Genomic DNA, 24,644 nt, shown 5'->3' with positions numbered 1-24,644 from the left:
CCACAAAACGGAAGGGCGTCGATGAAGATCTGTGTCGTTGTCGCTCGCTTCTCCCTTACGGGCGTGCCTTTGACACAGATCAGGTTCGCGCGGGCGCTCGCCGCGCTCGGGCACGATGTCGATCTGGTCTTCGGTCATGTCGGCTCCGAGGCTAAGGTACACGACTTAGGCGCCGCCAGACTGGAAGTGCTGGGACCCGCCACGGCACGCGGCATGTTGCTGCCCTTCTGCCGCTACCTGCGCCGTGCCAAACCCGACATCGTCTTCTCTTCGCAGGACAATCTCAACGGCTTTGTGCTGCTGGCGGCAATCCTGACCGGATCTAAGGCGAAGATCAGCGGATCGTCGCGGGTCAATCCGTTCTTCACCTATTCCAACCGCCTGCTCACCCGAAAATGGGTATTCAAGCAGGCGATGCGGGCTGTCATGTGGCGCGCTGACGCCCTCACCTGCGTATCCGAGGGAATGGTACAGGAATATCGCGCGCTGTTCCGCCATGCGCCGCATGTCACGGTTTATAACCTGGTCGACGACGCGCCATCGCGAGCCCGCATTAGCGAGCCAATTGACCACGCATGGTTCGTCGATAAGACAACACCGATTGTGGTCAGCGCGGGGACGCTATCGCCGCGCAAGGGCTTCTCCGACCTCATCGCCGCCTTTAATCGGCTGGTGCAGGACGGCCGCGACATCCGGCTCGTGATCTTCGGCGAAGGACCGTCGCGTGGTGAACTTGAGCAACAAGTGCACGCGCTCGGATTAGCCGATCGGGTATCGCTGCCGGGCGAGATCACCAATCCGCTGCGCTACTTCGCCCGCGCTGACGTATTTGCCATGACGTCCTATTTTGAAGGGCTAGGTAACGTCCTGATCGAAGCGATGATGTGCGGATGTAGCTTAGTCGCGACAGACTGCCCCAGCGGGCCGGCCGAAATCTTGGGGTTCGGGCGTTATGGTAAGGTTGTCCCTGTGGGGGATCATGAGGCGCTAGCGGCCGCGATCGCGTCACAGCTTGATCACCCTACCCCGGCTAAAATCTTAGCTGAGGGGGTCGTGCGCTTCAGCGAGGACGCCGTGCTCGCGCGGCATTTCGACCTGCTGGGACTTTCCCCTTGTGAACAGACAGCCGCGTGAGTTCACTCCGCCCCAATTTTATTTGCATCGGGCCGAAGCGGAGTGCCACGACCTGGCTGGCTGACCAACTGAAGTTTCACCGCGACATCTGGCTCACGCCGATCCAGGAACTTAGCTACCTGAGCGGCGGCTTTCCGGCCCATCACGGCAAACCCTATATGGCGATGCGCTGGACTCGCTGGGAGGTCACGAAGCGGGTTGTTCGCAACAAGGGGCCGGGCATAATGGCCGACCGCGCCTTCCTGCGTACGGCGCGGCAGCTGGCAGCCGACTCTACCTTCGACCTGGACGGGTATCGCACGCTGTTTGCTCCGGCTGGACGGCGGGTCTCAGGCGACATATCGCCTATGTACGCCTCGATGAGCGGCCCCGAGATCTCACGGGTGTTGCCGGTGCTGAGCGACGCCCGGGTGTTGCTGCTAGCCCGCGACCCTGTCCAACGCTTCTGGTCCGAGCTGTCTATGCACGCGCGCAAGCGTACATTCGGCGAGGTCGACTATGGTTCGCCCGAAATTGTCCGCGCATTCTTCGACGATCCCGAGCGGCAAAAGCAGCATTTCCTGAGCGATATCGTCACGCGCTGGCAGAACGGCATTGGTGCAGACAGGCTCGGCATAGTGTTCTTCGACGACATCGTCGCCGAGCCGGAAGCGTCGCTACGCCGGATCGTTGACAAGATCGGTGCAGACTGGAGCAAGCGCCTGCCGGCGATCGCGCCAGGGCGAAACCGCAAGCAGGGGCGTGTGACACTCAAGCCTGCCCCGGAGGTCCGCGATGCTGTTAGGTACTGGTTTGCCGACGAACTCGACCGCTGCGCCCACATGTTGGGTGCGCGTGGCGCCACTTGGCGCGATCGGCACAGCCGCTAGGCCATTCAGATCTCAATCGGCGAAGACAGACCACTATGTTGCCCAATCTGATGGCATCACCGGTTTGCTGCTACCGGAACCGCGGAGAGAAAAGTATGCGAAAGTTTGAACGCCTGGTTCGCCACGTCCGGAAACGCTATCGATCGTTCAAGCAACCCCGCCGGGGGGCTGATGTCTGCGCCGACCTGGCCTCGATCATGAAGCCAAGAACGATATTTGACGTGGGCGCAAACATTGGCCAGTCGGCGGTCAAGTTCAGGCGTCGCTTTCCTGAGGCCCAGATCCACTGCTTCGAGCCGTCGGCCAGCAATGCGGACCGCATCCGCACACGCTCGATCAAAAACGTCGAGGTTCATCAAGTTGCCTTGGGTAGTACAGCGGCAACGGCAATGCTGTCTCAGGGCGCTGACCCTGCAACCTTCCACATCTCCGAGAATGGCGATGCGCAGATCAGAATAGAGACTATCGACGCGTTCTGCGCTGAGAACGGCATCGAGCGGATCGATTTTCTAAAAATCGATACCGAGGGCCACGATCTCGAAGTTTTAAAGGGCGCAGTCGCGATGCTGGATGCGGGACGCGTAGTAGCAGTCCAAGTCGAAGCGGGCATGAACCCTGAAAATACGTTTCACATCCCTTTCGAAGCGCTGAAGGCCTTTCTCGAGGATCATGGGTATCGGCTCTTTGGCTTCTATGATCAGGTCACCGAATGGCCGACGAAGCAGCCTCATCTCCGCCGCGCCAATCCCATGTTCGTCAGTCATGAGATCTTCAGCAAGGCACGATAGGAGCAATGGCCCGGCTCGGCTCCATCTGCCCTTATCGCGGGCAGAGGGCTCTAACCCGCAACGTTAGCAACGATCCCATTTCGGACCTACCCCTTCTGGACAAAACCCGGTTTGACGTCGAACATACCTAATAAGCGCGTTGAGGCACGATCAAAGCGGTGTTAGCTTAAATGGAGGGCAAGAGCGGCGCTCCGGGGGGATGAAGACAATGCGCCGCGCCGAACAGCGCCTGCTGGTGATCGATGGACTACGCGCCTTCGCAGTGGTCGCGGTGGTCCTATTCCACAGCTTTCCGGTACTCGTCGGCGGTGGCTATATCGGCGTCGACGTCTTCTTCGTCATCTCAGGCTTCGTAATCGCGCTGCGCTATCTGGAACCAATGGTCGCAAACGAGGTCAGCTATCGGACCTTTTTTCTTCGACGGGTACGACGGCTGGTACCCGCCTATTTTGCAATGCTTGTCGCCACGACAGTCATAGCGGCGTGGGTGATGGTACCAAAGGACCTTATCAACTTCGGCGCTAGTCTGATCGGGCAGGCACTTTACGCCCAAAACGTCGTCTTCTGGATGCAGGGCGAGTATTTCGATGCAGCGCTGCTGAAGCCGCTGCTGCACACATGGTCTCTTGCGATCGAAGAGCAGTTCTACCTCTGTTTCCCGATACTCGTCGCAGCCCTTCGCCGGCGGCGGCGGTTCACGTTTGCGTTCTGCGTGCTGCTATCCCTCGCCATGATCGGTGCCAGCGCCATCATCGAGCAGATTAGCGCCAAGACGAGCTTCTACTGGCTGCCCTTTCGTGCCTGGGAGTTCTTGGTAGGCATCGGAGCCGCGACGCTGTTCCGTCGCGGCATCGGTAAACCGGTGCCGCGTGGCGTAGCCAACGCCGTTGGCGTGATCGCGTTGGTTGGTCTGCTGGCCGCGGCATTGCTGTTCAACGACGACAACGCCAGCGTCCTGACGCAAGGATTGCTTGCGGTAATGGCGACTGCCGCCTTGTGTCTGGTACAGAACCGCCTGTCACCTGGTTTAGCAACAGTTTTCACCAACCGCGTCTCGCAGCACTTCGGACACATCTCCTACAGCTGGTATCTGTGGCATTGGCCGCCGCTCGTGTTCGCCTATTTGCTGCTCGGGCATTCCGTCAGCGGCCGGGAAGTAGTTGCGCTGCTGCTGCTCGGCTATGTGCTCGGCGTCGCGTCGTGGTGGGTGCTGGAGCGTGGCGTATCGCGATCGGCACGGCTGACCCCTTCGCGCCGCACGATGGCGCTCCTCCTTGCGTTTTTGCTTTTTGCCGTAACTACTGGCGTTGCTCTAGTCGCGACCAACGGGTTGATCCAGCGATACCCAAGCCGCGAGCAGCCGCTGCTGCTCGCACAGATGGACCGACCCGACGGCCGCTGTGCCTTTGCGGGCCGGCTGCGGCACTGGCGCGGACAGACCTGCCTGATAAACGGCGCTACCGGGCCGGGTGGTATCCTCTTCATCGGAGATTCGCACGTCGAGATGCAAAAGCACGCGCTGGCCGCGCTGGGTGACCGCTATGACGTCCCCGTATACATCACCACCCAGAACTGTCGGATCATTGACTTCGGCGTGGATCGTAACTGCAAATGGTCGGTTTGGCGGGGCGTCGCTCACGACATCCGGCGGCAGGGTATCACGCAGGCAGTGGTCATCGCACGGTGGCCCGACCTGCTCGATCGCGGGACGTTTGACGCTGCAATCGCTCGTCTGGCGGCCACGGGTGTGCGAGTGGTGCTCGAGCGGCCCACGCCGCAGGATGCCGCCCTTGCACCAGCCTACTACCTCGCCAGCCCAAGTGCATGGAGTGACGCAAGCCGCTATACGCGTAATACTCACGACGTGCGTCAGCGCGCAGTTAATCAAGCGATGTCCGATTGGGCTGCGCGCCACTCGCGCGCAACCGTGCTTGATCCCACGCCGCTACTCTGTCCAGGCAACCGCTGTCTGTTTGCGCACGGCAGTGAACCACTCTATTCGGACACGCATCACCTCACATCGGCCGGCGTGCGCCTGATCGCCCCGCTCTACGACCCCTTGTTCAACGCCGTCCGACGCGAGCGGACACGATCGCCTCAGCCCCAGCGTCAGCCGAAATGACCATTGTGAACATCCGACGCCGACTGAAACGTGCGATCTACCAGCTTCCTATCATGGCACCTTACCGCGCCCACCGGGCCGAGAAACTCTCGCGAAGGTTCCGCGACCATCCGCTGGGCTTCCGCTTTGCCGGCCGAGATGGCTTCTTCCGCGAGAGTTGGGAGCCCCACGAACGCGCCGTGATCGCTGCAGCGCTCGGCGACACTGACGTATTCATTGACGTTGGCGCGAACGAGGGAATCTATACCTGCATCGCCGCAGCGGCTGGCGTTTCTGTCTGCGCGATCGAACCGGAGGCCGGAAACCTCAAGTTCCTGCTCTCGAACATCCATGCAAACGGTTTTGCAGGCGTCGAGGTCTTTCCCGTAGCAATGGGACAGGCAACATCCGTGCGGCCATTCTATGGGGACGGCGTGATCGCGTCGCTGACACCGCACTGGCACGGGTGGCGCGCCTCCTTCTCGCGCCTGGTCCCGGTTACCAGCCTGGACAATTTGTTCGCCGCACGCTGGCCGGAGCAGCGGCTCTTCTTCAAGGTCGACGTTGAAGGGGCCGAAATGGAAGTCATGAGCGGCGCGGAAGCGCTGCTGGCACGTTCAGACAAACCGCGCTGGCTGATCGAGGTATTCCTGCAGCAGCGAGATGCCGCACGCTCGGCCAATCCGCAGTTCGGAGCACTTTTCGAGACGATGTTCCGTCATGGCTACGCATGCACGCAGATCGATACTGGCGAGGCGGTTACAGCAACCGACGTCGCACGCTGGATAGCAGCGCCAGCGGTCGCGGACCTCGGGCGGTCGAACTTCCTGTTTGGCTGAAGCCCGTGCCCATACACCGATCCAGCGGTGGGTGTAGCGGCTAAGGTAGCGGCTTGACCTTCTTGCCCTCGCGCGCAAGGCGCGCCCGCTCTCCGGCAGCGCGCAGTGCCTGCGCTTCGGCCTGTGACCGTTTGGGCACGACAACATCATTCAAAACGGTTTCGCCGATAATTGCGGACATGCCAAGATCCACCGGTCCGTTGATAACGTTGCGCCCTTCGAACGTACCTCGGGTCGCTGCACGCCGTGCCGCACGCTGGCTCATGGTACAATCGCGGTAGATGGGACCGTCGCTGAACGGGAGCACGCCGTCGTGATTCATCACGAACCGGCAGCGATCGAACAATACGTTGTCCGCGTGAGTGATATCGGCGGACAGGTTTTTGCGCAACCGAAGTTGCCCGTTAGGCGACAGCGCAGGATCATCGGTGAAAATGCACATCGTGTATCTGTTGGCCCGGGCGGGATCGGAATCACCAAAGGCATGGACGAGGCTACCGGCAAAGGTGCAGCCGGTGAACTGAAAGCCCGGCTTGTTAGGCCACACCGACCAATTGTCGGTACCGACGAAGACACAGTCGGTGAACGACACATCTGCGGTATCACCCGAATCCGCGACCATTCCGCAGCCCTTGTTGTCGGCGAATCGACAGCCGAGAAAGGCAAGTTTTCGAATCGACTTCTTGCGTTCTGCCTCAATGTCTACGCCAGCCCCAGGCGCACTTGCCACGGCGCCACGTCCGGTTCGCGTGAAGCTTGAGCGTTCAATGCGGTAATCTCGGCCACCGACAATGCTCATCCCCTGACGCCCGTTGGTATCTGCTTTGAGGTTAATGAAATGGCGCACAGTGCCGGGCGTCGGATCGCGGGGCCCGTCAATATAAAAGCCGTCATGTGGCTGGTGGTGGGCATGGACGTTGACCATCCGCTCGGCTCCTGCGTTATTGCGGAACACGACGCCTGCGCAGCCGATCTGCCAGCCCTTGTCGCCGCGACGCCCTCCAAGCACGAGCTCGCCCGAATTCCCATCGAGTTCGATGTTCTCGATCAAAACTCCTCCGCTACAAAACCGTGCCTCGATCATCGCGGCATAGGGGCGCGTCATGCCCTCGATGCCTTTCCGCACGATTCCAGGATTAGGCGATCCATCCGGTAAAAACACACCGTAACGTTGCCCCGGCGCGCAGCGCAGTCTCGCGCCATTGCCACGGATCGCCAAGGGGTGACGACAGTTCGTGAAGAGCATGAGTTGCGCCTCAACAAAGCGGCCATCTGAGGCACGGTTTTGCGTGCCGACAAGATACGTCGTGCGCCGCAACAAGACGGTGCCCCCGCCTGCTGCGTTCACAGCGTCAGACAGGCGGGCAAACGCCGCGCTGTCATCAGTTCGCCCGTCGCCCTTTGCGCCGAAGCGTTCAGGCGTGAAGGTTATTTGAGCGCCCGCAGCAGGCGCTAGGCTAATGACGAGCGCAGCACCAGCAACTCCATGCAAGAATTGGCGGCGATCAGGCGCGAGTATGGAAGCCACTATGATCATACCTTTCTATATCAAAGCCGTACCGTATCGACGCCGCTTGGCGGACTTATTGCTGATTCCGACGAAGTCGCCCCCCGTTTCCGAGATGATCGCGCCCCCTGATTCCGAGATGATGTCGCCCCCCGGAAGCGGGGCCTTGTCGGCAATGATCGTTGTTGTTTCGTTCGGTGCTTACGTCAAGCGATCTGGCTGGTTTTCGCACGCCGCATGCTATCGCCATCGAGGTCGAGCCGATGGGCGTTGTGGACGAGGCGATCGAGGATCGCGTCGGCATAGGTCGGATCCGCGATCACCTGATGCCAACTGGCGATGGGCAGCTGGCTGGTAACGATCGTCGAGCGCCGCCCGTAGCGTTCTTCGAGGATCTCGAGCAGATCGTGGCGCGCGAGTGCGTCGAGCGGCTCCAGGCCCCAGTCGTCGAGGATGAGTAGCTGCACGCCGCCGAGCTTTCGCAGCAAGCGTTCGTGACGACCATCCCCGCGGGCAAGCGCGAGGCTGGTGAACAGCTTGGGGACGCGCTGATAGAGCACCGAGCGATCGTCGCGGCAGGCCTTGTGACCAAGCGCGCAGGCAAGCCAGCTCTTACCGACCCCGGTGGGTCCGGTGATGACCAGATTGTCGTGTGCGGCGATCCAGTCGCCGACCACGAGCTTCACGACCAGCGCGCGGTCGAGCCCGCGGGGTTTGCGATAATCGATGTCCTCGGGCGAGGCCTGATGGCGCAGCTTGGCGAACCGCAGCCTGGCGGCAAGCTTGCGATCGTGGCGGACACCCCATTCGCGGTCGAGGAGGAGTGCCAGCCATTCGGGATGGGTAAGCCGATCCGCTTCGGCATTGGTGGCAAGTTCGTCAAACGCCCTGGCCATACCGGCCAGGCCCATTTCGTTCAGCCGATCAAGGGTCGGATGTGCGAGCATCGTCGTGTTCCTTTCAGTGATAATAGCGTGAGCCCCGGATGTTGGGATGATCGACCGGCGGGCTCTCAACCGGAGGCGATGACGGGATCTGGTCGAGGTTCTTGTCGAGGATCGATCTGACCGAGCCGTAGGTGAGCGCACCGATATCGAGCGCGCGCGAACAAGCCGCTTCGATCCGCTTGGCACCGAAGCTGCGCGTCATGCGCATGATGCCCATACAGGCCCGGAAGCCCTGCTCGGGATGGCGCCGTTCGACGAGGATCTTCTCGCACAGCAATGCCGTACATGGCCCGATCGCGGTCGCATCGCGCGCGATCCGCTCCACGGTCCAGTCGGCAAAGCGCCGGTGCGACGAGGGCATATGCTCCGGGATCGTGGTATGGCGGCCATTGCCCGAGCCGCGCATGTGCGCGGCGATCCGCTCGCCCTTGTGGAACAGCTCGATGGTCGCCGCGGTGATCCGCGCTTCGATCGGCTCGCGTGCGAAGCGGTATGGGACGGAGTAATAATGCCGCTCGATCTCGACGTGATAATCGAGTCCCGCGCGCCTGCGCCGCCATTCGGCGTAGACATAGGGCTCGGCTGGCAGCGGCTTCAGCGCGGGCCGGTCGATCTCTTCGAACAACTGACGACGCGTCTGCCCAACCCGGCGCAGCACGCGCCGATCGTTCAGCTCGGCAAGCAACCCGGCGATCGCGGCGTTCAGTTCGGCCAGGCTGTAGAAGATCCGACGCCGAAGGCGTCCGAACAGCCAGCGCTCGACGATCAGCACGGCAGCTTCTACCTTTGCCTTATCGCGCGGGCGGCGCGGCCGCGTCGGCAGCACCGTGCTGTCGTAATGCGCCGCCATCTCGGCATAGCTGCGGTTGACCTGCGGATCGTAAAGACAAGCCTTGATCACCGCGACCTTCGCATTGTCGGGCACGAACAGCGCCGGCGCACCGCCGAACATTGCGAGCGCGCGCGTGTGCGCCGCCAGCCAGTCGGGCAGCGTCTCGGTCCAGCTTCCCTCGGCATAGGTCAGGCTGGACGCCCCCAGCACCGCCACGAAGATATGCGCGTCACGCACTTCGCCCGTCAGTCGGTCGATCACCACCGCGATCTTGTCGCCCGCATAATCGACGAACAGCTTGTCACCCGGCGCATGGTTCTGCCGCATCGTAACCGGCAGCTTCATCGCCCAGCCGCGATACAGGTCGCAGAATCGGCTGTAGCGATAGCCGGTCGGATGCTCGGCGATATACTCGTCCCACAACACCTGCAGCGTGACATGTTTGCGCTTCAGCTCGCGATGAACTTGCGCCCAGTCGGGTTCGGGACAGCGGCGGTGGCCGGTCTTCTTGCCCGCATCGCGGTAAAGTGATGCCTCCAGCGCAGCATCGCCGAGCGTCTCGTCCAGCGGCCATCTCAGTCCCGCATCCGCGACACGCTTCAAGGTCGCCCGCACCGTCGAGGGCACCGCACCCACGCGCAGCGATATCGCCTTGTATCCCAGCTCCTGTTCGAACCGGTATCTCATCATCTCGCGGACACGTCGCATACTCACCCTTCCCGCCGGCATCATTCACTCCTTCGGACAGACCCAAAGGAGCGACGATAACCCTGCCGGCGATCCCGGTCCGACCCACCCCGCAAGGGGGCGACATCATCTCGGAATCCGGGGGCGACTATTTCTCGGAATCAGGGGGCGGCATTATTTCGGAATGAGGGGGCGGCTTGCCTCGGAATCAGCACCCTGTCGCGAAAATGACCATATGCGCGCCGGTCAAAAATCAGGATATAAGCGACTAACTAAGCGCTCCCGAGCGCCACACGTTTTAGGCGCGGGATACCCAACCCCGCCACGTGAACGCAGCGTAGAACAGCTCCACCTCCTTGAAGCCAGCATCGCGCAAGCAAGTCTCATCGTCGTCAGGTGTAAGCAGCGCCAGGCTGGCGCCCACGGCAGCGCGGGCCTGTTCGGTCTGGGCCGGGTCGGCACCGGACGCGACTGCATACGCGGCATAGCGTGCGAGCCAGCGCGTGCGGAACGGTTCGTCCTGCGGAAAGCTCGAATGGACCACGACTAGCGGGGCGCCCGGCTTCATGCGGCGGTGCATCTCGCTCAAAGTGCGTACGCGTTCGTTGCGATCGAGGAAATGAAGCGTGAGGAGGCAGGTTGCAGCATCGAACGGGCCCGGAGGCGCAGCGTCAACATAGCCCTCAATCAGGTCGGCACGGTCAGCATCCTCACCCATCGTTTCGCGTGCTAGATCGAGCATCGGTCCGGCGGGGTCGACGCCCGTGAAATGCCAGCCGGCTTGCGCTCGGGCCAATGCTTTCAGTTCGAGCCCGCCACCGGCACCAAGCACAAGCACTTGGGCATCGGCTGGCGCGTGCTCGGTCAGCAGGAGCGCCGTCATGCGATGCACTGCGTCGATACCGGGTGTGAAGCGCCGAGGGCCATCGGCGTAGTGCGCGATGCGCTCGCGATCCGAGAACATGTCGAGGAACATACGGTTGCTGTCAGACATGAGTTTCACCTTTGAAACTGGTTAGAGCGAAGGGCGAGGCAATCGCGTCATGCGGCATGGACGATTTCGGGATCGACGGATTTGCCGCTCGCAACCATGCGAGCGTGGAAGTCGGCACTCAGTTCGGCGAGCGTCACCGCGTTGAAGCGGTCGAGCAGCAACGCTTTGGCATCTTGGAAAGCGTCGTTCAGCGCGCCGTTGACCGCCTGTTCGACAAGGCAGCCCGGTGCTTCGGTGCGGTTGCCCATAGCGAACAGGTCGGGTTCGCCAAGGGCACCGTAGACGTCTCGCAACGTGATGAAGGCAAGATCACGGGCGATCGTCCAACCGCCGCCATACCCCTTCTCCGAGCGAACGAACCCGGCATCGCGCAAGCCTGCCATGATGCGGCGGATGACCACCGGGTTGGTCTGCATCGCCTTGGCCATCGTCTCCGATGTCACCGGCCCCTCCACCTCGGCCATGTGAAGCACGACGTGCAGCACGCCCGACAATCTGCTGTCTTGTTTCATGCAACATCATATGTTGCGAGAGTGGCACCGCGTCAAGACGCGAGTGAGGCGCCACGTCGATGTTGCATTGCGGCAGTAGCTCAGTATGATACGCTATATCATAACGTTTTCATCCGACCGTTGAAGGCTTGATGTTGAAGTCAGTTTTACCTCGTGGTTTCCGCCCCGCCTGTTCTCTCCTGGTCAGCACCGCATTCGTGACGGTTCCGGCATCCGCAACCGCGCAGGATGACAGGCGCGAACAGCCGGAAGCGGCCGATCGGAACGAGGTCGAGGAAAAGGACGACATTGTCGTCCTGGGCACCCGACGCGCGACCGATCCCAGCCTGTCTTCGGACCGGGTCACGCAGCGCATGTCGCAATCGAGCCGCGCGATCGAGAACGACATCCTGCGCGCGTCGGGGGTCAATCGGCTGTCGGACGCGCTCGAACTGGTCAGCGGAGTCAGCCAGCAGAATAATCGCGGCGGGTTTCTCGACAATTTCGCCATTCGCGGCTTCCTGGGCACACCGGACGGCGGCGCCGAATATTATGTCGACGGCACGCTCGCCAACCGCGGCATGGCGCCGCCGCGCGATCCTTCGACAGTCGAGCGGATCGAGGTGCTGAAAGGTCCGGCCGGCGCGATCTTCGGCGATATCGATCCGGCGGGACGGGTGAACATCGTCACCAAGACGCCGCGTTTCGCACCCTACGCCTCCGCTGCCATTACTTATGGCTCGTTCAACACGCGCCGCCTGGAGTTCGACGGCACCAACGCGCTGAGCGATACGATCGCGGCCCGGATCGTCTTCGCCGCCGGGGACAGCGACGGTTATCGCGATTTCGTCGCCCTAAAGCGGCGGGTCATCGCGCCCTCGCTGACCTGGCGGCCCAGTGACGCATTCCAGCTGACCTATGTCGGCCAGCATATCGATTTCGCGTCGCCGTTCGATCGCGGGCTGCCGGCGGTAAACGGCGATGCACTGGCCCTGCCCGCGTCGCGCTATCTCGGCGAACCGGACAATGGCCTGACCCGCGCGACCGACACACGTCACCAGTTGAGCGGCGAATGGAAGTTGAGCAACCGCTGGTCGCTCAACGGCGCGGTGGTCTACCGCACGGGCGACCTGCGAGGCTTCTCTGCCGACCAGTCGCGGCTGGTGGACGGTCGTACGCTGTGGCGGCAGCGGCGCGAGCGCGGCTACGAGGTCGAGGATCTGTCGGCCCGGCTCGAGCTGCGAGGGGAGGTCGACGCCCTCGGGCCGCACCGGGTCAGCATCGGTGCGAAGGGCTATACGCTCGACTATCTCGAACTGCTCAACCGCCGCAATCCGAGCGCGGCAAACCCCTACGCGATCGACATCTTCGCGCCCGTCTACGGGTTGGCGCAGGCGCTTCCGCTGTTGCCGTCGATCAACCAGCGCGAGACGCGCCGGGTCGGCACGCTGTATATTCAGGACATGTGGGACGTGACCGGCCGGCTGACGCTGTCCGGCGGGGTCCGGATCGATGGCTATCGCCAGCGGCTGCGCCGCAACCTGACCGGGGTGACGTCGCAGATCAGCGACGAGCCGGTGAAGTTCCGCGCCGGTGTCCGCTACGCAGTAACCGATGCGATCGCAGTCCACGCGAACTGGGGTCAATCGTTCCTGCTCAACTCCGGCACCGGACGGGACGGCGCGAGCTTCGCACCCGAGGAGGCGACCGGGTACGAGATCGGTGCGGCCGGCCGGTGGCGCGGGATCGACATCGGCGTGACCTGGTACGACATTCGCAAGGACAACATCCTCACCAACGATCCGACCGACGCCAACTTCCTGGCACCGGTCGGTCGACTGTCCAGCCGCGGCGTCGAGTTCGATGCCGCCCTGCGCCTGGGCCAGCGATGGCAGCTGGTCGGCAACTACAGCTGGGTCGATGCGAGGACGCTCGACGACAGCTTCGCGACCCCGGCCGTCCTGAACGTCGCGAAACATTCGGGTACGCTGCTGGTCGTTCACAAGCTTCCACTGTCGAACGGGACATACATGCAGCTAAGTGGAGGCGTCGCGCACATCGGCGACCGGGCGGGCGCGATCGACGCCAGCGGTCTTGTTCTGCCCGCCTATACCAAGGTCAAGGCGTCGGCCGAGCTGCCGGTCACCCGCAATCTCACCTTCCGCGCCGAAGTCGATAACCTGCTCGACACGCACTACGCGCAATCGTCCTACAGCCCGCTGTGGATCTACCCCGGCGCGCCGCGCTCCGTCCGCGCCTCGCTGCGCCTGTCCTACTGACGAGGTCTCCATGTCCGACATTCAAGATCACCCGGTCGCGATCCGCGAACTCGTGCTCGCCTACGACGACCACCGCGTCCTCGACGGCCTGTCACTTGCCGTCCCTGCCGGTAGCATCACCGCCCTGCTCGGCGGCAACGGGGCGGGCAAGTCGACCACCTTGTCCGCGCTGCTCGGCTTCGTCCGTGCCGATGCCGGCCGGATCACCGTGTGCGGCGTCGATCCGGGTGTCGACGCCGATGCGGCCCGGCGGCAAATCGCTTACCTGCCCGAGAACGTCGCGCTGTACGAACATCTGAGTGCCGTCGAAAATGCGGACTATCTGCTGGCACTCGCCGATCAGCGACAGGAGCGCGGCGCGATCACCGACGCGCTGGCCGCCGCCGGGTTGCAGGATCGTGCGTGGGATCAGCGGCTCGGCGGCTTTTCTAAGGGCATGCGGCAGAAGGTCGCGATTGCGGTGGCACTGCTTCGCAAGGTGCCGGTGCTGCTGCTCGACGAACCCACCTCCGGCCTCGATCCGCGCGCGACGGCCGATTTCAACGCGTTGCTGCTCAAGGTACGGGACCGCGGCACGGCCGTGTTGATGGTGACGCACGACCTGTTGTCCGCGGCCGACGTTGCGGACCGGATCGCCTTCCTCGAACAAGGCCGGATCGTCGAGGACGTGGCCGCAACCGGCGCCGAGCGGTTCGACATCCGCGCGCTTCACGCCCGGTTCCAGGTTGTTACGGGGCGGATCGCCGCATGAACGCGACCCGCCTGATCGCGCGCGACGAACTGCGACTGATGGCGCGCAACCGCGTCGCGGTGATCGCGCTCGTCCTGCTTGTCCTGCTGACGCTGGCGGCGGTGCTCAGTTCATGGTCGCACCAGCGTGGCATCGCCGACCTGCGCACCCGTCACCAGCAGGCCGCGGCCGCCGCGTTCAAGGCGCAGCCCGATCGCCACCCCCACCGCATGGTCCACTACGGCACCTTCATCTACCGCCCGCTCGGGGCCCTCGCGGCGTTCGATCCGGGCGTCGACGCCTTCACGGGCAACAGCATGTTCCTTGAAGGCCATCGTCAGAACAGCGCCAATTTCGGCGACGTGCGGCAAAGCTCGTTGCTGGTCCGCTTCGGCCAGCTCACCCCCGCGTTCGTCCTCCAGGTCGTTGCTCCGTTGCTGCTGATCTTTCTGGGTTTCGGCGTCCTGGCGCGGGAGACCGAGCGCGGGACGCTGCGGGTGCTGATGTTGCAGGGTGTCTCGCGCGGACAACTGGTGCGCGGCAAGCTCGCCGCGCTCGGGATCGTCGCGGCGATCGTCGGACTGCCGGCCATGATCGGCTTCGTTGCGGTCGTCGCACAGCCCGGGACGCTGGCGCTCCCGATGGCGGCCATCGCGCTCGGCTACGCGCTGTATCTCGCGTTGTGGGTCGTGCTGATCCTGCTCGCATCGGCGTTCGCCAGGCGGGCGCGCGACGCCCTGCTGGCGTTGCTGGCCATCTGGGCGGTCGCGGTCGTCCTGCTGCCGCGCGTCGCGCCCGACATCGCAGGCGCGGCCGTGCCGCTTCAAAACCGCCTTCAGACCGATGTCGCCATCGCCCGCGATCTGCGGCGGCTGGGCGACAGCCACAACCCCGACGATCCGCATCTGGCTGCCTTCAAGCAATCGGTCCTGCAACGCTACGGCGTGACCCGGATCGAGGATCTGCCGATGAACTACAAGGGACTGCTGGCGATGGAAGGCGAGCGGCTGACGTCCAGCCTGTTCGATCGCTATGCGGGCGCCAGCTTCGCGGCCCAGACGACGCAGAACCGCATCGTCGACGCGATAGGCGTGTTCAGTCCCACGATCGCGATCCGCGCGCTGTCGATGGCGGCGGCGGACACCGGTTTTGCCGGGCATCGCCGCTTCCTCGAACAGGCCGAGGCCTATCGCTATGCGCTGGTGCAGCGTCTCAACCGCATGGAGGCGGAGAATGTCAGCTATGCCGACGACATAGCCGATGATGCGGGTGCCGATCGTCGCAAGCGGATTGCCGCGGACAATTGGCAACAGATGCCCGATTTCGTCTTTCGTCCACCGGGCGGAGCATCGCTGGCGGTGGCCGCCCTGCCCGGCCTCCTCGTGCTGGGAGCATGGGTCGCGGTCGCAGCGCTGCTGCTCACGCGGGTGACCCGCCGGTTGGGAGCGCGTCGATGATCCTGTGGATACACGAACTGCGCCTGTTGTTCCGCGCGCGGCTGAGCGTTGTTGCGCTGGCCTTGCTGGCGGTCCTCGCCGCCGCTGCGGTGACGGCGGGCATGCTGGAAGTCGCACGGCAACGCGCGGCGATCGCCGCCATTCCGGCCGCGCAGGCCGAGGATATCGCCGCGGTCGCCGACTATTTCGACCGCACCAAGGATGCGGGCAGTGCGGGCTATTACAGCTTCCACCCGACCTGGGACGCACCGTCACCGCTGGCCTTCGCAGCACTCGGGATGCGCGACGTCTCGCCCTACATCCTGCGCGTCCGCGCGCTGGGACTGGAGGCGCAGATCTACGACGGGGATGTGTTCAACCCTGAACTCGCGCTGCCCGGACGGTTTGATTTCGCGTTCGTGCTGGTGTTCCTGGCACCGCTGTTCGTGGTCGCGCTGTTCCACGATCTGACGTCGGGTGAACGCGAAGCAGGCCGGTTGCGGATGCTGGACGCGCTGCCGCGCGGCGGCGCGAAACTGCTACGGCGACGCATGCTGCTGCGCATCGCGCTGCTATGGGCGGCGCTTGGCGTGCCCTTCCTTTTGGGCGCAGTGGCGTCCGGCGTCGGAGCCGGAGCGATCCTTGCGGTTCTTGGCCTGGCCCTTGCCTACCTCCTGTTCTGGATGGCGCTCGCAGCCGTCGTCGCGCGGCCTCGCTGGAGTTCGGTCGCGAATGCCGCCACGCTGGCCGCCTGCTGGCTGGTTCTGGTGCTCGTCCTGCCGACGCTGGCGCATGTCGCGATCAACCGCGCCGTGCCGATCGGCCAGGGTACGGAGATCGCGCTGGCGCAACGCGAGACGGTCAACCGCGCCTGGGATATCCCGCGCGATGCGACGATGCGTCGCTTCTATGCGGGGCATCCCGAATGGGCGGACTCCGCGCCGCTTGGGTCCGCCTTCCACTATAAATGGTACTTCGCCTTCCATCAGGTCGGTGATGAGAGTGTCGCGCCCCGCGTCCGTGCCTATCGGAATGGGCTCGAACGTCGCGATGCCGCTGCCCGCATGCTTGGCTGGGTGCTCCCGTCGGTCGGCGTACAGGCGCTGCTGACCCGGCTGGCCGACACCGATGTTCGCGCGCAGCTGGCCTATCAGGACCGCATACGTGCATTCCATGCCCGGCTACGCGGTTTCTACTACGGATATCTGTTCCGCGACCGTCCCTTTGGCAAAGCCGATTTCGGCCGGGCACCGAAGTTTGCCGCGCAGGCAACCGCAGCCGGGGCACCGGGCGAGGCCGCCGATCGGTGACGATACCGCATCGTCACGGCGGTTGATCGCCAACCGAACCTACCAAGCCTTTCACTGACCGGAAACCGGCCGGTCGCCGCCTGCTCGCTGTCATAGAATAACATCACACAAGGGGGATCTTCATGCGATCATTCGCGATGGCGCTTGCCGCCACGGCTGCGATGCCAATGCCCGTGTTCGCACAGGAGGCGGTTCGGGAAACGGACGCGATCGAAGGCGACAAGGAGGCCGGCGACATCATCGTCACCGGCAGCCGCTTTGGCGGACGGACTGCAACGCAATCGTCGACGCCGGTGGACGCCATATCGCGTGAGGCGCTGCAACAGAGCGGCCGTGTCGACCTGATCCAGATGCTGAAGGTCCAGGTGCCGAGCTTCAGCGCGCCGCGGCCGCTGGCATCGGGTGTCGGCGATTTCATCCAGCCACCATCGCTGCGCGGGCTTGGGGCCGGCGAACTGCTCGTACTGATCAACGGCAAACGTCGTCACACTACGGCCGATCTGAATTCCAGTAACGGCATCGGCCGCGGCGACGTCGCGGTCGACTTCAACGCCATCCCGACCCTCGCCATGTCCCGGATCGAGGTGCTGCGCGACGGTGCCGCCGCCCAATACGGATCCGACGCGATCTCGGGGGTCATCAACATGATCCTCGACCGGTCGGTCGGCACCAGTGCGCAGGCGGGCTACGTACAGACCACCAAAGGCGACGGCGATACGTACGAGGTCAGCGCCTCGACCGGCGTGCCGCTCGGCAACGATGGGGTCCTGCGTCTGACCGCCGCCTATCAGGACCGGGACGGCACCAACCGCGCGCGGCCGGATACCCGCCAGCAATATTTCGGGACGAATGCCGCCGGTCGACCGGTTGCGCCTTCGGCCAATTATGGCTCCGGCACAGGTCTGACCCCTTCGAACGGCACGCTCGATCCACGCGAAGCGGGGTTCGACCGGCGCGTTTTCCAGCAAGGCGACCAGCCCAACCGGAACTACCAGCTTTTCTACAACCTCGTCGCCCCCATGCCTGGCGGCGCCGAACTCTACAGCTTCGGCGGTTACAACCGGCTCGACGGCGACATAGAGTATTTCTTCCGCCGCCCCGGACAGGACGAAACGGTGCGTGCGCTCTACCCCGACGGCTACAGCCCGGGTCTCGACACCCGGCTGGAAAATATCTCCACCGCGCTCGGGCTGCGTGGCGACGACCTGGCCGGCTTCGGCTGGGATCTGTCGACGGTCTACGGCGTCAGCACCGTCCGCACGACCTATGTCGACAGCGTAAACGTCTCGCTGGGTGCCGCCTCGCCGTCACGTTTCTACCGCGGCGGCAGCGATTTCTATCAGTGGACCTCGAACCTCGATTTCACGCGCGAGATCCCGCTCGGCGATGATCAGCCGCTGAGACTGGCCTTCGGTGCCGAGTATCGCGAGGAAACCTACCGTCTCTTCTCGGGGGCACCCGATGGATATCGCAACGGTGGCGTATTGATCCCGGATGGGCCCAACGCGGGTCGCCCAGGGCCGATCGGTTCGCAACCCGGCCCGAGCAATGGACCCGACGATCGTGCTTCGATCGCTCGCGACAGCATCGCGGTCTATGGGGAAGTGGAAAAGCAGCTTTTTGGCCGGCTTCTCGTGTCGGGGGCGGTTCGGCACGAACGTTATTCCGACTTTGGCAGCACCACGAATTTCAAGACTGCCGGGCGGCTGGGTCTGTTCGGCGGACTGGCGCTGCGCGGCTCCTACAACACGGGGTTCCGTGCGCCCGCTCTGGCGCAGTCCGGCTATAACGCATCCAACACACTGATCCTAAACGGCGCCCAGGCGATCGTGCGGGTGGCGGCGGTCGACAACCCCGCGGCGCGATTGGCAGGTGCGACAGACCTGAAGCCTGAACAGTCGCGCAACGTGTCGATCGGTGCCGTTTTCGAAGCGGGCGGCTTCACGGCGACCCTCGATGCCTACCGCATCAAGGTGCGTGATCGCATAGCCATCTCGTCGACCTTTCAGGACGCACGCCTGACCAGCTTTTTGGCTGCCAACGGGCAGTCCGGCTTCGCTGCGCTGTCATTCCTGACCAACGCAGTCGACACCGAGACCAAGGGCGTCGATCTGGTCATGAACTACCGGCACCGTTTTCCGGACGGGAGCCGGATCACGGCCACGCTTGCGGGCAATTACAATAAGACGACATTCGACAGGATCGCGGGCACCCCGGCGCCGATCGCAGCGCTCGGCATCACGACGCCGCTCTTCGACCTTACCCAGCAACTTCGTTTTTCGGACAGCCTGCCGCGCGACAAGATCACGCTGTGTTGATTTCCACTGAGAGCTGACCCGGAGAAGGCATAAATTTCCACCGAGAAGTGACCCGTGTCTCAACCTCACCCCGGCAGGCTGTCGGGGGATCAAGGAGTGATAGACATGGCGTTACTGAGCGTGATCCGGCGCTGGGCATTCCGGGACGGGATGTCGATCAGGGAGATAACCCGACGTACGGGGCTGTCGCGTAACACGATCCGCAAATACCTGCGGTCGGACGCGGTGGAGCCGAAGTTCGAAGTGGTCGACCGGCCGAGCAAGTTGGATCCGTTCGCCGACCGGCTATCGGGATGGTTGAAGACGGAAGCTGGCAAATCGCGCAAGCAACGGCGTACGGGCAAGCAGATCCATACCGACCTGGTCGTGCTGGGCTATGACGGGTCCTACAGTCGGGTAGCGGCCTTCATCCGGGCGTGGAAGGCCGACCGTCAGGTCCAGGAGCAGACGACGGGCCGGGGCACGTTCGTGCCGCTGGTGTTCATGCCCGGCGAAGCCTTTCAATTCGACTGGAGCGAGGACTGGGCCATCCTGGGCGGCGAACGGGTGAAGCTGCAGGCAGCGCACACCAAGCTGTCGCACAGCCGGGCGTTCATCGTGCGAGCGTATCCGCTCCAGACCCACGAGATGCTGTTCGATGCGCACCAGCATGCCTTTCGGGTGCTGGGCGGAGTGCCGCGGCGCGGGATCTACGACAACATGAAGACCGCGGTCGACCGTATCGGCACGGGCAAGGCGCGGCAGGTCAACGCGCGGTTCGCGGCGATGGCGAGCCACTATTTGTTCGAACCCGAATTCTGCAATCCGGCATCGGGCTGGGAGAAAGGTCAGGTTGAGAAGAACGTCCAGGATGCGCGTCGCCGGCTGTGGCAGCGACTGCCCGAACTTTCCGACATTGCTGCGCTCAACGCATGGCTGGAAGAGCAGTGTATCGCACAGTGGGCACAGATTCCGCACGGCAACCTTCCCGGCACCGTTGCCGAGGTATGGGCGCAAGAAGTGGCGGACCTGATGAAACCGGGGCGCCCGTTTGATGGCTTCGTCGAACATACCAAGCGGGTATCGCCGACCTGCCTCGTGCATTTCGACCGCAACCGTTACAGCGTCCCGGCTTCCTTCGCGAACCGGCCGGTGAGCCTGCGGATCTACCCTGAGCGCATCGTCGTGGTCGCGGAAGGGCGCAGGGTGTGCGAGCACGCCCGGGTGATCGACCGGGCGCACAGCTCGCCAGGACGGACTATCTACGACTGGCGCCATTATCTGGCGGTGGTTCAGCGCAAGCCGGGTGCCATGCGAAATGGTGCGCCCTTTACCGAATTGCCCGACGCCTTTCGGAAATTGCGCGAGCGATTGCTCAAGCACGCGGGCGGCGACCGGGAGATGGTCGATATCCTGGCACTGGTGCTCCAGCACGACGAACAAGCGGTGCTGTGCGCGGTCGAACTAGCGCTCGAGGCCGGCGTCGCCACTAAAACCCACATTCTCAACATCCTGCATCGGCTGGTCGACGGCAAGACCGCCAGCGTCACGCCCATCGATGCCCCACAGGCGCTCGTCCTGCGACGTGAACCCCAAGCCGATGTCGGCCGCTACGACACGCTTATGAAGGAGGTGCGCCATGCGTCATGATCCCGCCAGCGCCGCGGTCGTTGTCATGCTGCGCGATCTTCGCATGTACGGCATGGCCCAGGCCGTAGGCGACCTCATCGAACAAGGCGCGCCTGCCTTCGATGCGGCCGTTCCCATCCTGTCTCAGCTGCTCAAGGCCGAGATGGCGGAGCGCGAAGTCAGATCCATCGCCTACCAGATCAAGGCTGCAAAGCTGCCGGCGTACAAGGATCTGACCGGCTTCGATTTTACCTCCGCCGAAGTCGACGAGACCATGGTTCGCCAACTCCATCAGGGCGATTTCATCGACGGCGCCGATAACGTCGTCCTGATTGGTGGCCCCGGCACCGGCAAGACGCACATCGCTACCGCGCTCGCTGTGCAGGCCATCGAGCACCGGCGCCGGAAGGTCCGGTTTTTTGCCACCGTCGACCTGGTCAACGCGCTCGAGCAGGAGAAAGCCATGAACAAGGCCGGGCAGCTCGCCGAGCGCCTGCTTCGCCTCGATCTCGTCGTCCTCGACGAGCTGGGCTACCTGCCGTTCAGTTCCTCGGGCGGCGCCATGCTGTTCCACCTGCTCAGCAAACTCTACGAGCAGACCAGCGTCATCATCACCACGAACCTCAGCTTCAGCGAATGGGCCGGCGTCTTCGGCGACGCCAAGATGACAACCGCGCTCCTCGACCGCCTTACCCACCATTGCCACATCGTCGAGACCGGCAACGACAGCTTCCGGTTCCGCGTCCGGTCCGAGGCCGACAAACCGAAAAAGGACAAAGCCTCACCTTGACCCGCAACCCCGCGGGCATGACATGAACCCTTCGACGCGGGTCACTTCTCGATGAAAACTCCGGGTCAACTCTCAGTGAAAATCAACACCGAGGCGGCAAAACCAGTTCCACGCAAGCGCAAGACGGACGACGCAGCAGAGTAATTCTCAGGCTGGCTCACCTGGGTGGACGATGCTCGCGAACTATGACGAGGAGGCTGGCGAGCGCTGGTACATTGGACTTGCTTCAGAAAAGTGGAGAGTTTTCCTGAGATGAAAGGTGAACTCGATGACGAAGCAGCGACGATTTACGAAGGAATTCGAGGACGAGGCGGTCCGGCTGGTGGCGACCAGCGGGCGTACGCAGCGTGCGGTGGCGGAGGATCTGGGCGTTGGCCTGTCTACGCTGGTACGCTGGATCGGCCGTCGTCGTGATCGATTGATGGAGATGCCCGGCGAGGCGCCGCAGGCAGATATGGCTGCCGAGTTGAAGCACCTTCGGCGGGAGAACGAGATCCTCCGACAAGAGCGCGACATACTGAAGCGGGCGACCGCTTTTTTCGCCCGGGAGGGAAGTCGATGAGGTTCGCGCTCGTCGATCAGGCGAAGAAGGATTTCCCCGTACACCGCCTTTGCCAAGTGCTCGGCATCAGCCCGAGCGGCTATTTCGCGTGGAAAGATCGACCTGCCAGTCGGCGTCAACGCGACGATATGGTGATGCTGGCGCATGTCCGTTCTGCGTTCGCGCTGTCGAACGGCACCTATGGCAGCCCGCGTATGACACGCGAGTTGCAGGATGATGGCTTCGCCATCGGACGCAGGCGCACGGCGCGACTGATGCGTGAGAACGGCCTACGGGGCCGGCAGAAACGCCGGTTCAAACGAACGACCGACAGCGAGCACAGCTGGCCGATCGCACCGAATATCATCGACCAGGATTTTACTGCAACGGCACCCAACCAGAAGTGGGGCGTGGACATCTCGTATGTCTGGACGCGGGAGGGATGGCTCTATCTGGCCGTGGTCATCGACCTCTTCTCCCGACGTGTGATCGGTTGGGCCGTCGGCGACCGGCTGCACCGTGATCTGGCGCTCGCCGCGCTGCGCAAGGCCCTCGTCATGCGGCGTCCGCCTGAAGGGCTCATCCATCACTCGGACCGCGGCAGTCAATATTGTTCGGTGGATTACCAGGCCGAGCTGCGCCGCCACGGCATCCGTATCTCCATGTCGGGAAAGGGAAATTGCTACGATAATGCGATGGTCGAGACGTTCTTCAAGACGATCAAATCCGAGCTCGTCTGGCGCACCGTCTTCTATACCCGCGACGAAGCCGCACAGGCCATTGCCCGCTATATCGACGGCTTCTACAACCCCGTCCGGCGCCACTCCGCGCTCGACTACATCAGCCCCGCCCAGTTCGAACGAACTGCGTCACGCTGAGCAAATGCCTCTCCACTTTATCGGGGCAAGTCCACATCGTGTCGGCCCGCGCACGGCCTTGTGAAGCCAACCAAGCGCCTCTCGCCCTATATGACGCCACCTCCGCGACGTGATGGCCGCAGAGCGGCGTGCATGGGGCGAGAAGACGGTCGCCAGCTACGGCGAGCGATCGGGCCGCGGTACGCCGGCCCGATCGTCTTCCTTGCCGGTCGCTTCTGCCGAGAACCGCTGCTCGCCTCCGTCGGCAGGCGCACCACAATTTCCATGCTCGGCATGAGCATCGGCCAGCAAAAGGCGGGGAGGCGCCACGCAAATTGCCGAGGACTGCGAACGCGCATCGCGCGCGGCTCAACTGGACCTCTTCCACACTGAACTGAAGGCAGCCATGCCACGCTCGACGGTGCGGTGCCTCGCCTAGATCGCGTGAAGCGGGCGCTATCGCACCCCGATTTCCGGCGCGGAGCGATTCCATGAGGCGAGGTCCGGAGCTGCCCCCGGCAGTCTGCCTCGGTTCAGAGGCATAGTCGCCACGCCGCGATGATGGACTGCGCGACGCCCTGCTGGCGATCGCGTTTGAAAGCCTCCATCGGCATCACGACACCCGCGCTCGGGTTTCAGCCGTTCAGCAGCGTGGATCGCGCGGGACCAATCATCATCGCCATATCGACATGGGGGCACGGCGCGCGCCTCGGGCAGGAAGGCGGAGCCAAGGTCCACGCTGCGACCGTCGTCCCGGTGAGGTTGGCCCGCCCGCGATCGGCGCAAGGCGACGGCAGTCAGGGTATCATTCCGCCTGTGGTGACGTATCGAGGCACCGACATTGCCGGCAGATCGATGCGACAAGCTGGTCCTGCACACGGTTCTCTGTCCGTTGCCCGCCATTGGGGTCCATCCCCTCTCTTTCCTGAACGACCTAATCCGGCCGTCCGCCCTCCCCAACCCGCGATCCTTCGGGCCGAGTTGCCGCTTACGCGGCTGCCCGCACCACCCCTCTGATCGGGGTTCCCCTTACGCGTCTGCGCGCTTTCGGTGGAGAGGGCCTCCTGGCCGTCTTTTTTGGTGTTCAGTCGAGGGAACGGACCCCCGGCGAACAAGAAAAGGAACCTCGAAATGCAGAACCTCGTCATCCTCGCCGGCAACGTCGGCGCCACCCCCGATACCCGCACCACCCAGGGCGGCACCAAGATCACTCAGTTCAGCCTCGCCACCTCGCGCCCCAAGCGCGACAGCGAAGGCAAGATCCTCAAGGATGATGGCGGTCGCCGGGTCGAGGACACCGAATGGCACCGCATCACCTGCTTCAACGGCGTCGGCAAGACCGTCGCCCAGTATGTCGACAAGGGCCAGAAGGTCATGATCCGGGGCCGCATCCACTACACCCGCTGGACGGACAGCCAAGACATCGAGCGCTTCGGTGTCGAGATCATCGCCGACGAAGTGACCTTCCTCAGCCGGGGGCGCCAGCAGCAGGGCGACACGCAGGATCACGGCGGTCAGGATGACGACGACGTACCCTTCTGAACCGAGGCGGGCACGGCCCGGAGCTACGGCTCCGGGCCTCAACT

At 63.6% G+C, this 24,644-nt stretch carries 19 protein-coding genes; 14 read left to right on the top strand and 5 right to left on the bottom strand.

Going from position 1 to position 24,644, the window contains the following annotated elements; all coding sequences use genetic code 11:
- Positions 1-21: 21 nt before the first annotated feature.
- The 5 genes from HMP09_RS13810 (at position 22) to HMP09_RS13790 (ending at position 5,731) form a co-directional block, all read left to right on the top strand.
- Positions 22-1,134, top strand: coding sequence for a glycosyltransferase (locus HMP09_RS13810; RefSeq protein ID WP_176500824.1), 1,113 nt, complete (start codon positions 22-24; stop codon positions 1,132-1,134).
- Positions 1,131-2,003, top strand: coding sequence for a sulfotransferase (locus HMP09_RS13805; protein ID WP_176500823.1), 873 nt, complete (start codon positions 1,131-1,133; stop codon positions 2,001-2,003). The genes HMP09_RS13810 and HMP09_RS13805 overlap by 4 nt, the downstream gene beginning before the upstream one ends.
- 95 nt (positions 2,004-2,098) lie before the next feature.
- The gene (locus tag HMP09_RS13800; protein ID WP_176500822.1) at positions 2,099-2,791 is read left to right on the top strand and encodes an FkbM family methyltransferase; all 693 of its coding nucleotides are present in this window, start codon (positions 2,099-2,101) and stop codon (positions 2,789-2,791) included.
- A gap of 208 nt (positions 2,792-2,999) precedes the next feature.
- Positions 3,000-4,913: an acyltransferase family protein gene (locus tag HMP09_RS13795; RefSeq protein WP_176500821.1), complete on the top strand. Its 1,914-nt coding sequence runs from the start codon at positions 3,000-3,002 to the stop codon at positions 4,911-4,913.
- Entirely contained in the window at positions 4,910-5,731 is an 822-nt protein-coding gene (locus HMP09_RS13790; RefSeq protein WP_176500820.1) for an FkbM family methyltransferase, read from the top strand. The genes HMP09_RS13795 and HMP09_RS13790 overlap by 4 nt, the downstream gene beginning before the upstream one ends.
- 40 nt (positions 5,732-5,771) lie before the next feature.
- Here the strand turns inward: HMP09_RS13790 and HMP09_RS13785 are convergent, their stop codons facing one another.
- From HMP09_RS13785 to HMP09_RS13765, 5 genes are all read right to left on the bottom strand, one after another.
- A complete protein-coding gene (locus HMP09_RS13785) occupies positions 5,772-7,268 on the bottom strand; it encodes a right-handed parallel beta-helix repeat-containing protein (RefSeq protein WP_176500819.1) in 1,497 nt (498 codons plus the stop codon).
- Positions 7,269-7,444: 176 nt separating this feature from the next.
- Entirely contained in the window at positions 7,445-8,185 is a 741-nt protein-coding gene (gene istB, locus HMP09_RS13780) for an IS21-like element helper ATPase IstB (RefSeq protein WP_176495471.1), read from the bottom strand.
- A gap of 13 nt (positions 8,186-8,198) precedes the next feature.
- On the bottom strand, positions 8,199-9,725 hold the full coding sequence (gene istA, locus HMP09_RS13775) for an IS21 family transposase (RefSeq protein ID WP_176495470.1): 1,527 nt from the start codon (positions 9,723-9,725) through the stop codon (positions 8,199-8,201).
- 277 nt (positions 9,726-10,002) lie between these two features.
- Positions 10,003-10,680, bottom strand: a complete 678-nt coding sequence (locus tag HMP09_RS13770; protein ID WP_232090303.1) for a class I SAM-dependent methyltransferase — start codon at positions 10,678-10,680, stop codon at positions 10,003-10,005.
- 65 nt (positions 10,681-10,745) lie between these two features.
- A complete protein-coding gene (locus HMP09_RS13765) occupies positions 10,746-11,210 on the bottom strand; it encodes an Rrf2 family transcriptional regulator (protein WP_176500817.1) in 465 nt (154 codons plus the stop codon).
- A gap of 197 nt (positions 11,211-11,407) precedes the next feature.
- Here HMP09_RS13765 and HMP09_RS13760 point away from each other — a divergent pair, with 197 nt between their 5' ends.
- From HMP09_RS13760 to HMP09_RS13720, 9 genes are all read left to right on the top strand, one after another.
- On the top strand, positions 11,408-13,468 hold the full coding sequence (locus HMP09_RS13760; protein WP_232090301.1) for a TonB-dependent receptor: 2,061 nt from the start codon (positions 11,408-11,410) through the stop codon (positions 13,466-13,468).
- Positions 13,469-13,478: 10 nt separating this feature from the next.
- Positions 13,479-14,219, top strand: coding sequence for an ABC transporter ATP-binding protein (locus tag HMP09_RS13755; protein ID WP_176500815.1), 741 nt, complete (start codon positions 13,479-13,481; stop codon positions 14,217-14,219).
- Positions 14,216-15,655, top strand: coding sequence for an ABC transporter permease (locus HMP09_RS13750; RefSeq protein ID WP_176500814.1), 1,440 nt, complete (start codon positions 14,216-14,218; stop codon positions 15,653-15,655). Before HMP09_RS13755 ends, HMP09_RS13750 begins: the two co-directional genes overlap by 4 nt.
- Positions 15,652-16,944 (top strand): DUF3526 domain-containing protein, encoded by a 1,293-nt coding sequence (locus tag HMP09_RS13745; RefSeq protein WP_176500813.1) that lies wholly within the window; start codon positions 15,652-15,654, stop codon positions 16,942-16,944. Before HMP09_RS13750 ends, HMP09_RS13745 begins: the two co-directional genes overlap by 4 nt.
- A 122-nt stretch (positions 16,945-17,066) precedes the next feature.
- Positions 17,067-19,262 (top strand): TonB-dependent receptor plug domain-containing protein, encoded by a 2,196-nt coding sequence (locus HMP09_RS13740; RefSeq protein WP_197942437.1) that lies wholly within the window; start codon positions 17,067-17,069, stop codon positions 19,260-19,262.
- Positions 19,263-19,367: 105 nt separating this feature from the next.
- Entirely contained in the window at positions 19,368-20,891 is a 1,524-nt protein-coding gene (gene istA / locus HMP09_RS13735; RefSeq protein WP_176499629.1) for an IS21 family transposase, read from the top strand.
- The gene (gene istB, locus HMP09_RS13730) at positions 20,881-21,660 is read left to right on the top strand and encodes an IS21-like element helper ATPase IstB (RefSeq protein WP_176499042.1); all 780 of its coding nucleotides are present in this window, start codon (positions 20,881-20,883) and stop codon (positions 21,658-21,660) included. Before istA (HMP09_RS13735) ends, istB (HMP09_RS13730) begins: the two co-directional genes overlap by 11 nt.
- A gap of 268 nt (positions 21,661-21,928) precedes the next feature.
- Positions 21,929-23,079, top strand: a protein-coding gene (locus HMP09_RS13725; protein WP_176499007.1) for an IS3 family transposase whose coding sequence is annotated in 2 segments (ribosomal slippage) — positions 21,929-22,193 and positions 22,193-23,079 — 1,152 coding nt in all. Because the reading frame shifts where the segments join, the coding sequence is not laid out codon by codon here.
- 1,110 nt (positions 23,080-24,189) lie between these two features.
- Positions 24,190-24,600: a single-stranded DNA-binding protein gene (locus tag HMP09_RS13720; protein ID WP_176500812.1), complete on the top strand. Its 411-nt coding sequence runs from the start codon at positions 24,190-24,192 to the stop codon at positions 24,598-24,600.
- The last annotated feature ends 44 nt before the right edge of the window (positions 24,601-24,644 follow it).

The sequence above is a fragment of the Sphingomonas sp. HMP9 genome, assembly GCF_013374115.1.
Classification (GTDB): Bacteria; Pseudomonadota; Alphaproteobacteria; order Sphingomonadales; family Sphingomonadaceae; genus Sphingomonas.
The sequence above is the reverse complement of the archived record's forward strand: the minus strand, read 5'-3'. Positions and strand labels throughout refer to the sequence as shown.

Coding starts and splice junctions, on each gene's coding strand:
- HMP09_RS13810 (WP_176500824.1), top strand. CDS start 22: ATGAAGATCTGTGTCGTTGTCGCTCGCTTCTCCCTTACGGGCGTGCCT.
- HMP09_RS13800 (WP_176500822.1), top strand. CDS start 2,099: ATGCGAAAGTTTGAACGCCTGGTTCGCCACGTCCGGAAACGCTATCGA.
- HMP09_RS13795 (WP_176500821.1), top strand. CDS start 3,000: ATGCGCCGCGCCGAACAGCGCCTGCTGGTGATCGATGGACTACGCGCC.
- HMP09_RS13790 (WP_176500820.1), top strand. CDS start 4,910: ATGACCATTGTGAACATCCGACGCCGACTGAAACGTGCGATCTACCAG.
- HMP09_RS13785 (WP_176500819.1), bottom strand. CDS start 7,268: ATGATCATAGTGGCTTCCATACTCGCGCCTGATCGCCGCCAATTCTTG.
- istB (WP_176495471.1), bottom strand. CDS start 8,185: ATGCTCGCACATCCGACCCTTGATCGGCTGAACGAAATGGGCCTGGCC.
- istA (WP_176495470.1), bottom strand. CDS start 9,725: ATGCGACGTGTCCGCGAGATGATGAGATACCGGTTCGAACAGGAGCTG.
- HMP09_RS13770 (WP_232090303.1), bottom strand. CDS start 10,680: ATGTTCCTCGACATGTTCTCGGATCGCGAGCGCATCGCGCACTACGCC.
- HMP09_RS13765 (WP_176500817.1), bottom strand. CDS start 11,210: ATGAAACAAGACAGCAGATTGTCGGGCGTGCTGCACGTCGTGCTTCAC.
- HMP09_RS13755 (WP_176500815.1), top strand. CDS start 13,479: ATGTCCGACATTCAAGATCACCCGGTCGCGATCCGCGAACTCGTGCTC.
- HMP09_RS13750 (WP_176500814.1), top strand. CDS start 14,216: ATGAACGCGACCCGCCTGATCGCGCGCGACGAACTGCGACTGATGGCG.
- HMP09_RS13745 (WP_176500813.1), top strand. CDS start 15,652: ATGATCCTGTGGATACACGAACTGCGCCTGTTGTTCCGCGCGCGGCTG.
- HMP09_RS13740 (WP_197942437.1), top strand. CDS start 17,067: ATGCGATCATTCGCGATGGCGCTTGCCGCCACGGCTGCGATGCCAATG.
- istA (WP_176499629.1), top strand. CDS start 19,368: ATGGCGTTACTGAGCGTGATCCGGCGCTGGGCATTCCGGGACGGGATG.
- istB (WP_176499042.1), top strand. CDS start 20,881: ATGCGTCATGATCCCGCCAGCGCCGCGGTCGTTGTCATGCTGCGCGAT.
- HMP09_RS13720 (WP_176500812.1), top strand. CDS start 24,190: ATGCAGAACCTCGTCATCCTCGCCGGCAACGTCGGCGCCACCCCCGAT.